The sequence below is a fragment of the Subsaxibacter sp. CAU 1640 genome (assembly GCF_023156585.1).
Lineage (GTDB): Bacteria > Bacteroidota > Bacteroidia > Flavobacteriales > Flavobacteriaceae > JBPOFM01.
The window spans coordinates 428523-440945 of the sequence record NZ_JALNMI010000002.1 but is presented as its reverse complement, the minus strand read 5'-3'; the positions used below and the strand labels follow the sequence as shown (position 1 = coordinate 440945).

At 33.7% G+C, this 12423-nt stretch carries 12 protein-coding genes; all 12 read left to right on the top strand.

Annotated elements, in window-relative coordinates; genetic code table 11:
• Nucleotides 1-25 precede the first annotated feature (25 nt).
• The gene (locus M0G43_RS06565) at nucleotides 26-1048 is read left to right on the top strand and encodes an acyltransferase family protein (RefSeq protein ID WP_248024559.1); all 1023 of its coding nucleotides are present in this window, start codon (nucleotides 26-28) and stop codon (nucleotides 1046-1048) included.
• Nucleotides 1045-2325 (top strand): hypothetical protein, encoded by a 1281-nt coding sequence (locus M0G43_RS06560; protein WP_248024558.1) that lies wholly within the window; start codon nucleotides 1045-1047, stop codon nucleotides 2323-2325. Before M0G43_RS06565 ends, M0G43_RS06560 begins: the two co-directional genes overlap by 4 nt.
• The gene (locus M0G43_RS06555; protein ID WP_248024557.1) at nucleotides 2322-3479 is read left to right on the top strand and encodes a glycosyltransferase family 4 protein; all 1158 of its coding nucleotides are present in this window, start codon (nucleotides 2322-2324) and stop codon (nucleotides 3477-3479) included. The genes M0G43_RS06560 and M0G43_RS06555 overlap by 4 nt, the downstream gene beginning before the upstream one ends.
• The gene (locus M0G43_RS06550; RefSeq protein WP_248024556.1) at nucleotides 3476-4504 is read left to right on the top strand and encodes a glycosyltransferase family 2 protein; all 1029 of its coding nucleotides are present in this window, start codon (nucleotides 3476-3478) and stop codon (nucleotides 4502-4504) included. Before M0G43_RS06555 ends, M0G43_RS06550 begins: the two co-directional genes overlap by 4 nt.
• Nucleotides 4504-5316 (top strand): hypothetical protein, encoded by an 813-nt coding sequence (locus tag M0G43_RS06545; protein WP_248024555.1) that lies wholly within the window; start codon nucleotides 4504-4506, stop codon nucleotides 5314-5316. The genes M0G43_RS06550 and M0G43_RS06545 overlap by 1 nt, the downstream gene beginning before the upstream one ends.
• The gene (locus M0G43_RS06540) at nucleotides 5307-6719 is read left to right on the top strand and encodes a hypothetical protein (RefSeq protein ID WP_248024554.1); all 1413 of its coding nucleotides are present in this window, start codon (nucleotides 5307-5309) and stop codon (nucleotides 6717-6719) included. Before M0G43_RS06545 ends, M0G43_RS06540 begins: the two co-directional genes overlap by 10 nt.
• A 101-nt stretch (nucleotides 6720-6820) precedes the next feature.
• On the top strand, nucleotides 6821-7810 hold the full coding sequence (locus tag M0G43_RS06535; protein ID WP_248024552.1) for a glycosyltransferase family 4 protein: 990 nt from the start codon (nucleotides 6821-6823) through the stop codon (nucleotides 7808-7810).
• 1 nt (nucleotide 7811) lies between these two features.
• Complete coding sequence (locus tag M0G43_RS06530; protein WP_248024550.1) at nucleotides 7812-8945, top strand: glycosyltransferase family 4 protein; 1134 nt, start codon at nucleotides 7812-7814, stop codon at nucleotides 8943-8945.
• Between the two features lie 4 nt (nucleotides 8946-8949).
• The gene (locus M0G43_RS06525; protein ID WP_248024548.1) at nucleotides 8950-9495 is read left to right on the top strand and encodes a WcaF family extracellular polysaccharide biosynthesis acetyltransferase; all 546 of its coding nucleotides are present in this window, start codon (nucleotides 8950-8952) and stop codon (nucleotides 9493-9495) included.
• Nucleotides 9495-10250, top strand: a complete 756-nt coding sequence (locus M0G43_RS06520) for a glycosyltransferase family 2 protein (RefSeq protein ID WP_248024546.1) — start codon at nucleotides 9495-9497, stop codon at nucleotides 10248-10250. Before M0G43_RS06525 ends, M0G43_RS06520 begins: the two co-directional genes overlap by 1 nt.
• Nucleotides 10251-10455: 205 nt before the next feature.
• The gene (locus M0G43_RS06515) at nucleotides 10456-11583 is read left to right on the top strand and encodes an MraY family glycosyltransferase (RefSeq protein ID WP_248024544.1); all 1128 of its coding nucleotides are present in this window, start codon (nucleotides 10456-10458) and stop codon (nucleotides 11581-11583) included.
• Between the two features lie 78 nt (nucleotides 11584-11661).
• Complete coding sequence (locus M0G43_RS06510; RefSeq protein ID WP_248024543.1) at nucleotides 11662-12423, top strand: polysaccharide biosynthesis/export family protein; 762 nt, start codon at nucleotides 11662-11664, stop codon at nucleotides 12421-12423.

Here is a 12423-nt window from a genome sequence, read left to right as displayed (position 1 = left end):
CAATTTTGACAAAAGAAACATTTGGTTGAACTATACGCTATTATATTCTTTGGAACATAAAAAACATTATTTAACATCCGTAACACTTATTAGAGGTATTGCGGCGTTGGCGGTTTGCCTATTTCATTTCACAAAAGGATTTATTTCGCATGCTTCGGTTTCTCAAATCTTGATGCCTTATGCATGGATAGGTGTAGAAGTTTTCTTTGTGATTTCAGGATTTGTCATTCCATATATGTTGCTTGGGCTACCATTTAAAGCAAAGCATTATGGAGGTTATATTTTAAAGCGATTGTTGCGCATAGAGCCTGCATATTTAGCTTCGATAGCAATAATCATTCTTTTAAATTACTTGTCGACTCTTTCACCACTATATCAAGGGCCAGCATTTGCAGTTTCAGGTCATAATGTTCTTTTGCACTTAGGTTATTTGGTTGAGTTTTTTGATGGCACTTGGATGAATCCTGTCTATTGGACTTTGGCAATTGAATTTCAATATTATATAGTTATTGGATTTTTATTGATTCTATGGAATAGGAACAACAAGTATTTAACAATTATTTCACTTTTTATTTTTTTCTTATTATCATTCTGGTACCAAGATGAAGCCCGCTTTTTGAGACACACAGATATATTTAGTATCGGTATTGTATGTGCTTTCTATAAAAAGGAATATATCAGTAAAGCTTATTTTTTATTGCTTGTTGCCATTATCGGAATTGTAATTTATATGCATCATTCCTATGTCATTACAATCTTAAGTGTTGGGGCCGCTTTAGGCATTGCATTTTTAGATCATGTAAGAAATTTAAAGTGGTTGATTTTCTTTGGTAATATTTCTTATTCCTTATATCTATTGCATGTGCCAATAGGTGGTAGAGTCATCAATTTGGGGAAACGGTTTGCCTCTTCCAATATTGAAAAAATTTTGGTCATATTTGTAGCGGTTATAGTTTCAGTGCTTGCTGCATGGATTTTTTATAAATTAGTTGAAGTACCTTCTCATAAACTATCAAGAAAAATACGACTCAATATTAAAAGAGAATGAGAAAAATTTTAATTATATCACCTCATTTTCCGCCAATTAATGCGGCAGATATCCATCGTGTAAGACAAAGCTTGCCTTTTTTTGAGACTTACGGATATGAGCCTACTGTTTTAACCGTCTTGTCTGATCACGTTGATATGCCTAGGGATCTATTGCTTGAGAAGGACATTCCAAAAAATATTGTAGTTCATAAAGTATCAGCCCTTGAGACCAGTTTTAAAGGCAAAGTAAAACTCGGGAATTTAGGTATTCGTGCATTTTATCAACTGTATAAAAAAGGTAACGAACTTTTAAAGTCTGGAAATTTTGATCTTATTTATTTCAGTACTACCGTTTTTGCTTGTGTACCTTTAGGACGCCTTTGGAAAGAGAAATTTGGAGTTCCATACATTATCGATATGCAAGATCCATGGCGCAATGATTATTATTTGACTGTGCCACCGGCTCAACGCCCTCCAAAATTTTGGTTTGCCCATCGATTAAACTCTATATTGGAAAAGTATACTATTCCTAAAGTTGATGGACTGATTTCCGTCTCGAAAGGATATGTTGACACTCTAAAATTACGCTATCCACAAATAGAAAATGTCCCATCTAAAATTCTGACCTTTGGAGCATCTATAAAAGATTTTGATTTGCTAAAGGAAATTGATTTAAAACCCTCGATAGAATTAAAAGAGGAATGTATCAATATTGTATATACAGGAAGGGGAGGTCAAGATTTACGAGAAAGTGTGTCAATTATACTTAGAGCATTCAAGATGGCTTTAGATCAGAACACTGATTACCAAAAATGTCATTTTTGGTTTATCGGCACCAGTTATGCACCAGACGGAAAAGGAAAAAAAACAATTGAATCCATAGCAAATGATTTAAACATAGATTCATACGTTACAGAAATTACCAACAGACAACCTTATTTTGAGGCGTTATCACTATTAAAGCAATCTGATATTATTTTTATACCAGGATCTAGTGATACTAACTATACACCATCAAAATTATATCCCTATTTATTGGCAAAGAAGCCAATGTTGTGCGTATTTCATTCCGAAAGTGGAGCAGTTGATATAATGAACAGATTGAATGTTGATGAGTTAGTTCTTTTTGACCACCCTAACGCTATTGAAAATTGCTGTCAAAGATTGTCTCGAATGTTGGATTCTATTCCGTTGGTTCCGGATTTGAATTGGGAAAATTTTTCACCTTACACAGCTGAGCAAATGACAAAAGCTCAATGTGAGTTCTTTGACAACGTTTTATCTCATCCAAAATGAAGAAACTCGCGATTGTAACGACACACCCAATTCAATACAATGCACCTTGGTTCCGATTACTCGCTTCACGAAACAACTGTGATTTGAAAGTGTTTTACACTTGGTCTCAATCGAAGGACACTGTTAAAGACCGTACCTTTGGAAGGGAGATTAAATGGGATATTCCACTATTGGATGGTTATGATTTTGAATTTGTGGAAAATGTATCCAAAAGACCAGGTTCCCATCATTTTTTCGGAATTGATTGCCCTGATCTAATATCAAAAATCGAAATGTTTAATCCTGATGCCATTCTTTTTTTTGGATGGAATTTTAAAAGTCATTTATTGGCCATGCGATATTTTAAAGGCAGGACCTCTGTTTGGTTTAGAGGAGACTCAACTTTGATAAATGAATCGGGTGGATTGAAAACTAAATTGCGAAGAATTATTCTCAAAGCAGTGTATTCTTATATTGATAAAGCATTCTATGTTGGAGAAGCAAACAAAGCTTATTTTTTGAAACACAATTTGAAAAATGGGCAACTTGTTCGCGCTCCGCATGCCATCGATAATGAACGTTTTAAAGATGACCAATTAAAGAACTACGAAGAAAAAGCGATAGAATGGAGAAGGGCATTAGGTTACAACGATGATGATATAGTTATACTTTATGCAGGCAAATTTGAACCGGTAAAGCAATTAAACATTTTAATTAGATCGGTTATTAATGCCAACAAAAGGCGTTCATTTCCAGTCAAGCTCTTATTGGTAGGTAATGGCCCTTTAGAAAATGATTTAAAAAATTTTGCCATCGATGATCCCAATATTCAATTTTTAGGTTTTCAGAATCAAACACAAATGCCCATCGTATATAGACTTGGGGACATTTTTTGTTTACCCTCAAGAAGTGAAACTTGGGGCTTAGCCGTCAATGAAGCCATGGCATCTTCCAGACCTGTTATTTTTTCTGATAACGTAGGAAGTTTTGAAGATGTGTATGTGGAAGGCTATAATGGATTCTCTTTCCCTCATTCCGATGAGAATAATCTACAAAAACTGGTGGAAGAGCTAGATCTAAAAAAGATACTTGCAATGCGTTGTAATTCGAGAAACCATATTGAGAATTTCACAATGCTTAAAATTGTTGAAGCAATCGAAAGTAAAATTCAATGACAACAAACATACCATCTATAAGTGTAATTCTTCCCGTTTATAACGGGATGGGTTATCTGCAATTGTCCGTGGAATCTGTACTCAACCAATTAACAGGTGGTTTTAATTTTGAATTTTTAATTTGTGATGACTGTTCTACCGATGATAGCTATGCCTATTTAAAAACGCTCGATGACTCAAAAGTGAAATTGTATAAAAACGAGCACAATAAAGGTCTATTTCCCACGCTCAATTTCTTATTGAAGGAAACAACGGCACCATTAGTACATTTATGGGCACAGGATGATGTGATGTTACCGAATTGTCTAGAAAGTACATTGAGGTTTCATAAGGATTTTCCTAATGTGAATTTCAGTTTTTCTCGTTTGCAGCATATAAATGAGCACGGTGTCTTACTAGAAAAACCTGATACTTTCCAAAATAGAACAATTTCCGTTCAAGACCATGCCATTAGTTCAATTCTCTACGGAAGTATTGCCGGAAATATTGCAAATGTATGTTTAGTGAAGGAAGCTGTTGAAAGATTGGGCTATTTTGACGCATCTATGAAATATGTTGGCGACTTTAAGATGTGGTGTCTATTGTCTAAAGACAAACCCGTTGGTATGAATGGTTCTATTTTGGTAAATGTAAGAAGACATAGTGGACAGTTGAGCCGAAATATTAATGCCTCCTATTCTAAATTAATAGAAAATTACGAAGTCTATAAATGCTTTTTGGGAACCTTACATGAGGACTTTAAAAAACCCGCAAAGAGAGCCTTAAAATGGAAAATCTATCCGATGTATTTCAATCAATTCCTCTATATTTTACGGAATGGAAACTTTAAACTGGCTTCCAGGTATTTAAAAGGTTTGAAGAGATATGATATTATCCCATTTTTGTTTATTAGATGGCTGACAGTCAAAGTATTGAAAGTCACTAAACTGGAACGGCACTTTTTTGATTATATATTTTTTGATGAAATAGTTACGGTAAAGGAGCGGCATCAAAAAAGCAATATTGACCAATCGATTCAGCATTAATGGAAACTCAAAAAATCATCATTATTGCAGGAATGCACAGATCGGGAACTTCCTTGACAGCTAGTTTGTTGCAAAAATCTGGACTGAAAATTGGCGACCGACTCATGACAAATGGATTTGATAACATAAAAGGGCATTTTGAGGATTTGGAATTATTGAGAATCCATGAGTCTGATTTAAATGCAAAGTCATTAGATACACGTGGTTTGAGAGGGGAAATCAAAAGCAGCCTCAATTTTGAACCAAAAACTCTTAATGAAATAGAACACTTTCTACAATCCAAAAAACATCTTTCAGTATGGGGTTGGAAAGAACCGCGAACTACACTCTATTTGAATGCTTGGAAAAGGTCTTTCCCTAGTGTAAAATGTATAGCCGTTTTTAGGCATTATGATGAAGTAGCTGATTCTTTATTGAAACGCTACCACCATAAACTTATGAATGGAGTAGGCATGGGAAAAATTGTTAGAATTAGGCACTTTATAATTTATCCTATTAATATATTTCTCTTAAGATATAATGCTTATAAAGCTTGGTATATTTACAATAGCTCCATAACAAAATTTAAGGACGCTTACCCTAATGATATGATTATTATAGAGCTTGGGCACTTTACTAAAAATTATAATCGCATAATTAAACATATAAATAGCCAATTTGCAACAGACTTTTCAGTAATTGATGTAAAAGAGGTGATTGAACATGGCTTATTGACAAAAAGAAGAGCTAATTTTTTTCGCATACGATTGTTTTCCCATAGAAAGTTACGTCGAATGATGAGAGATCTTAACGAAAAATCCTTATGGATTTAAATCAAAAAAAATTAATTTCTATATTGACTTTTTTGGGGGTGTTATCCGCAATTGTTGGACCTCATTTCTTGGCAACGGCGTTGTCACTGATTCCTATGATTTTGATTATCCTTTTATTCTTTAAGATGGGTAACCCTATTTTCATAACAATTTTTTTAGCTCTTGTTTTTCAATGGTTTCAAATCAATATTAAGATAGTCAACGGTAATCTCTTTAATATTCCCATAGATGAGCAATTTAGTTTTTATCAATATGTCGATTTTCTTTATTTAGCCAATATATTAAGCAATATTGGGTTATGTTTTTTTAGTATAGGTATTTATTGGCCGCTAGCAAAGAAGTTTAAGGATTTTAACGTCATAAATTTATTGGATGAGAGCTATTCTACTCGCAGAATCTTACGTAGTTATATTCTTTTTTCAATAGGCATCTCTGTATTATTTGTCCTTAAAGGTGTTATTCCTGGTCTGAATTCAATCGTTGTTGCTTTTGTTAAATTAAAATGGGGATTGCTCTTAATAACATTAGTCTATTCTTTAATTTATGGAGAAAAAAGGCAGTTATTATATTTGGTAGTTGGAATAGAGATATTATTGGGTTTTACTGGCTATTTTTCAGCATTTAAAGATTTTATAATAATTATAGTTTTGGCAATATTGACCATCAGAGTCGAATTAGGCACCAAAGCTTTGATAAGGTTCTCATTTATTTCTGTATTATTGCTTGGCTTCGGACTTATGTGGACAGCAATAAAAATTGATTTTCGAGAATACTTGTCTGGTGGTACCGAAACTCAAACTGTTGTTGTGAGCAAAACGGACGCTATTAACAAATTTTTTGACGAAATTTCTGGGGTTTCATTTGAAGACATGAGTCTAGCATCGGACGCGCTTTTGGATAGAATTAGCTATATAGAGTTTTTTTCAATTGTCTTAAAGGTCGTCCCTGAATATATACCACATCAAAATGGTGAAATTATTGAAGAATCGGTTTCATTTTATTTAAAACCAAGGATTTTTTTTCCAAATAAACCAGTTATAGATGACTCCGATCACACCAACAAGTTTACGACTTTGGAGTTGGCTGATGACGGTAAGGCATCTCATAGCATTGGATTTATGACTGATGCCTACATAGACTTTGGCCCATTCGGTATGATGGGGCTTTTGCTGATATTGGGTAGTGTTTTTGGATGGAGTATGCGAATTCTTATTGTGAGATCACCTAATATAGTTTGGGCAATCATATTCATAATTCCATTTTATTTTTTGTTGAGTGTATATAGTTTTAATATGATGAAAGTAATTGGGAATTTTGTTACTTATATAATTCCAGTGTATTTCTTCAGGAATTATGCTTATAAACTATTTGATCGTTATTTACGATACAAGGGAGTACCGTAAACACCTTACTTCTTTAAATTCTTTCAAATGCATTCTGAAACTTTGAATAGCGATAAACGATGATATGCAATTATTTATGTTTCCATATTTAATTTAGATAAATGAAATCATCCGTCACGTATATATATAGAAAACCAAACCCAAACTATTTCAGTATAGAAAGTTTATTTCATAACGTTTCAAAAAAAGTTGCACTTCATTCAAATATTAAAGTTTTGAAACTACATGCTTCTGGCGGAAATTTTAGAGCTTTATGGTCAAACTTAATATCTTTTAAAAGGGAGAAAGAAACCTTATACCATATCACAGGAGATGTCCATTATATGGCTCTAGTAACAGGAAAGAATTCTGTTTTGACCATTCATGATATAGGTTCAGCACTTAAGGGTAATTTTGTCAAGCTATTGTATATTAGGCTTTTTTGGTTTTGGTTGCCAGCTTTGTTTGTAAAAAGGATTACTGTAATTTCAGAATTCACAAAAAACGAATTGGTAACCATTATTCCTTTTGCCAAATCGAAAATAAGGGTCATCAACAATCCAGTTGATCCTAAATTTAAGTTTGATTCGTATCAGTTCAACGAGAAAGATCCTACCATACTATTTATCGGTACAAAATCAAACAAAAATTTAGAGCGGTCGTTTGAAGCTATTAAAGACATAACATGCAAAGCCTTGATTGTTGGAAAAATGACAGAGAAGCAAATAGCAATTTTGAATAAGTTTGAAATTGAATACGAAAATAAAAACAATCTCACGTTTGAAGAAGTTGTTGATTGCTATAGAAGCTGCGACTTACTCTGCTTCGCTTCATTTTATGAGGGCTTTGGAATGCCCATTATAGAGGCACAAGCTACCGGACGTCCTGTTGTGACTTCTGATTTTGGTGCGATGAAGGAGGTCTCCAATAAAGCCGCTTGCTTGGTAGACCCAAAAAATGTAAACTCTATAAGGAATGCCATATTAAAAGTTTGTCAAAATCGAAGCTATCGACAGCAATTGATTGAAGATGGTTTGGAGAATGTGAAGCGATTCCGATCGGAGGCTATCGCAAATCAATATATTGAATTATACAAGGAGGTATTAACCTGAAATGAAGAGAAAAAAAATATTGATTGTCATCGATTGGTTTTTGCCAGGTACTAACTCTGGGGGTCCTGTGCGTTCATATGCCAACTTGATAGCACATTTAGGGTCGTATCATGATTTTTATATAATTACAAGAGATACCGACTATTGTTCTGATGAGGTTTATACGGATATCCAATCTGATAGTTGGAATCAACTCAATGAGCATATGTCCGTTTATTATTTCTCAAAGGAAGCCCTTAACAAATCAAATTTAAAGCAAGTTATAGATGATACAGCTTTCGATATCGCATACATCAATGGCATCTATAGTTGGTATTTTTCTATATTACCTCTTTGGTTTTTAAGAAAACATCCTCACGTGATTGTTGCGGCAAGAGGTATGCTGAATCCACAAGCGTTTTCGGTCAAAAAAACTAAAAAGAGATGGTTTTTGGCTATTGCAAAACTTTTGGATCTTTATAAGGGAGTTCGGTTTCATGCCACCAATGATGACGAAGCTAACTATATTAAGCAAATTTTAGGAAAAGGTACTCATGTCTTAATAGCGCCAAACCTTGCCAGAATGTCACCGTCGAATGAACCTAAAATACGAAAATCTGACCCAGTAAAATTCGTCAATGTAGCGAGGGTTTCTAAAGAGAAAGGTACATTAACTATGCTTGAAGCTTTGAAAAATGTTTCATCACCAATGATATTGGATTATTACGGTCCTGTTTACGATGAAGCCTATTGGAGATTATGCCAAAAGAGTATCGAAGAAATACCCAAACATGTATGCGTTACTTACAAAGGTATTCTTCCAAGTGAAGATGTTCCATCGGTTCTTTGTGATTACGATTTTTTTGTGTTGCTGTCGGAAGGTGAGAATTTTGGACATGCCATTCTTGAATCTTTTATGTCTGGTTTACCAGTAATCATTTCTGATCAAACACCCTGGAAAAATTTAAAAAATAAAGATTTAGGTTGGGATGTTGGTTTAAATACTATCCATAATATTTCGCAAACATTCGATGAGGCTATTGCTTTGTCTAATGATAGGTATCATGAAATGTCGGCCAAGACTGTTGATTTCGCAAGGGAGTTTTCAACCAATCCTGAATTATTAGTGTTAAATTTGAACCTGTTTAAGTTTTAAAACATTGAAAACAGATTTATCATCATATAATAACGACTGGTATCAACCTGGTTCTGCCATTAAACGGTTTGGTTGGTACTTTATCAATGAGTTGATTTTAAGAAACCCGTTGAATCCGTCTTCCGGTTTAAAAATCTTTTTTCTTCGTTTATTTGGCGCAACTATCGGCCATAACGTTATAATTAAACCAAAAGTGAATATAAAGTATCCGTGGAAACTAGTTGTTGGCGATAATTGCTGGATTGGTGAGAGTGTTTGGATAGACAATCTTGCGGATGTGAGTATAGAAAATAATGTGTGTCTATCTCAAGGTGCATTTTTGATTTGTGGAAATCATAACTATAAAAAACCCAGTTTCGATCTAATGGTTGCGCCAATCGTTTTAAAAGAAGGAGCTTGGATAGGAGCAAAAAGTATTGTGGGGCCAGGTGTTACTGTCGAAAGCCATGCAGTTTTATCTTTAGGATCTGTCGTAAGTAGTAATCTCGATTCCTATAGCATATATAAAGGCAATCCGGCTATGAAGATCAAAACTAGAACTATTTCATAATGAAGGTTTCAATCATAACCGCCACTTATAATAGCGCCAAAACATTGGAGGTTTGTATGAATTCTGTATTGAATCAGACATATAAAAACATTGAATATGTCATCATTGATGGGAATTCTTTAGATGGTACGGTGGATTTGATTAAGTCCAAAGCCGCAATGCATCATCAAATAGTATGGTCTTCCGAAAACGATCAAGGTATTTATGATGCTTTGAATAAAGGAATCAACAAGTCGACGGGAGATATTATTGGATTTGTACATTCCGACGATTTTTTAGCTAATAATCAAATTATAGAAGACATTGTCAATGTGTTTCAATCCGAGCAGGTAGATGGAGTTTATGGTAACCTGCATTATGTACGATTTGAAAATGTAGATGATGTCGTCAGAAATTGGACCAGTCAACCTTACAAGCGTAAACTCTTAAATAGAGGCTGGATGCCAGCCCATCCCACTTTATTTCTTAAAAATGAGATATACAAAAACAACGGGAATTTTAACATCAATTATCGTATTGCTGCTGATTATGACTTTATTTTACGTATATTTAAGGTGTCTGAATATCGATTTTACTATTTGCCGAAGACGATAACAAAAATGCGTGTAGGAGGAGCTAGTAACAAAAGTTTAAAAAATTTAATTCTAAAAACTAAAGAAGATTTTAGAGCCGCAAAAAACAATGCCATTGGTACTCCCATATTGACAATTGGTTTAAAGAATCTATCCAAAATTCCACAGTGGATATCCAAATAGATTGGCAATGTTTACATTATTTTAATATAATACAACACTACAACATAAAAAACAATCAATAACTTACCGCCAATTTTTTTAAAAGTGTAAATAATCTATTTGTTATTGATTTTGAACTATTTTTTTTGGGAAATACATTACATTCAGCCTATATTCGCATTAAAATCGGGGATATTTCTATACATCAAGAAGGCATAAAGAATATATGATACAAGAACTGCTAAATTATTTTAACCCTCTCGATCATTTGGAACTTTGGCTAGCCATTGCTTTTTTGATTGCCTTTTTTATGTCTCAAAGTGCTTTTCCAGCCATCTTTAATGTGGCTGAAGCTAAACATTTAATGGACGAGCCAACTTCTAGAAGTACGCATTCTGAAAAGACCCCAACATTGGGTGGAATTAGTATTTATTTGAGTTTAGTTGTTGTTATTACTACCGTTGGAGCTTTGCTTGATACTAAAATTCTACTATTACTATTAGGGGGACTTACAATTTTGTTTTTTCTTGGATTGAAAGATGATTTATTGATCTTATCTCCCAAAAAGAAGTTCTTCGGTCAATTATTAGCGGCTGGACTGTTGATTGTATTTACTGATACAAGAATACTTGGGTTATCGGGCTTGTTGGGAATCACCATATTGCCCTATTGGTTCTCTGTCACTTTGACACTGTTCGTTTACATACTGCTGATAAATGCTTTCAACCTTATTGACGGCGTAGATGGGTTGGCTGGAACTTTAGCATTAATTTCAAGTGCAGCTTTTACCTTTATTTTCATAACTATAAAAGATGTGAGCATGGCTACAATTGCAATCGGTTTGATAGGTGCTTTATTGCCATTTCTTCGCTTGAATTTTTCTAAAACCAATAAAATTTTCATGGGAGATACTGGCTCCATGATTATTGGTTTTTTACTTGCATTTTTTGTGGTAAAATTTATTAATTATTCGCAAACTCATCAAGGTTCTGAATTTTATAATTCCGCTCCTGTTTTGGCTTTTGCTATTGTGTTTTTTCCTCTTTTGGACACCTTGAGAATTTTTTTAATCAGAGTACTCATCCACAAGAAAAGTCCTTTTGTAGCAGATAGGAACCATTTACATCATCGTTTTCTTCAATTAGGATTTACACATATACGAACCACGGTTTGTATTGTATGCATTAATGCCATTATAATTTTACTTTCTTATTTTTTAAGAGATATCGATATACACATACAGTTTGTCTTAATGTTGGTTATAGGTTCTTTACTGTATTCAGTATTCTTCATATGGAATTGGTTGTCAATTAATTTTTCTGGTTCTAAAGCATTTAAGCACACCGTTGATTAAGCCGTAATGTAAAAAACTAACTTACCTTTGTCAATCATCTAATTGCGATTATATTTGCAATACTTTAAGAGCTAGTAAATGAAACATCTATTTATTGTAATAATTGTTGCCCTATTTTTTAATTCTTGCGCCAATAAAAAGGAGATACTCTATCTGCAAGATGCAGACAACTTTAATAATTCTTCAATTAAATTTTCAACTCCAAAAATACAGCCCAATGATATTTTAAAAATCACAGTTGGAGCTTTAGAATCAGAAGCTGCTATACCTTATAATAAAATCAGCTCTACCTCTGGACCGGGAAATAACATTGAACTGATGAAATTGGAAGGCTATTTAGTTTCTGAAGATCATTCCATAGATTTTCCGCAACTAGGACAAATCTCTACTTACAACAAAAGTGTTATTGAGCTGCAAGAAGAAATTAAGAATCGGTTAGAAACTAGTGGACATTTAAAAAATCCGACAGTCAATGTTAGATTGCTAAATGCAAAAGTTACTGTATTGGGGGAAGTGAGAAATCCTGGTACATTTAGTTTTACTGAACAAAATATTACTTTACTTCAGGTTTTGGGTCTTGCAGGTGATTTGACTATCAATGGCAAACGAGAAGATATTTTGGTTATGAGAGAAACCGACAGCTTGAGGCAGATATCTCATATCGATATGACATCTGCCGAATTATTGAATAGTCCATTTTACAACATAAAGCCTAATGACGTTATTATTGTAAGCCCTAACGAGCCCAAAGTTAAAAGTGCTGGTTTTGTTGGAAATACAGGTACTCTAATTTCTGTTATTTCCATTTTACTTACTACAATAGTTCTTATAACCCGATAA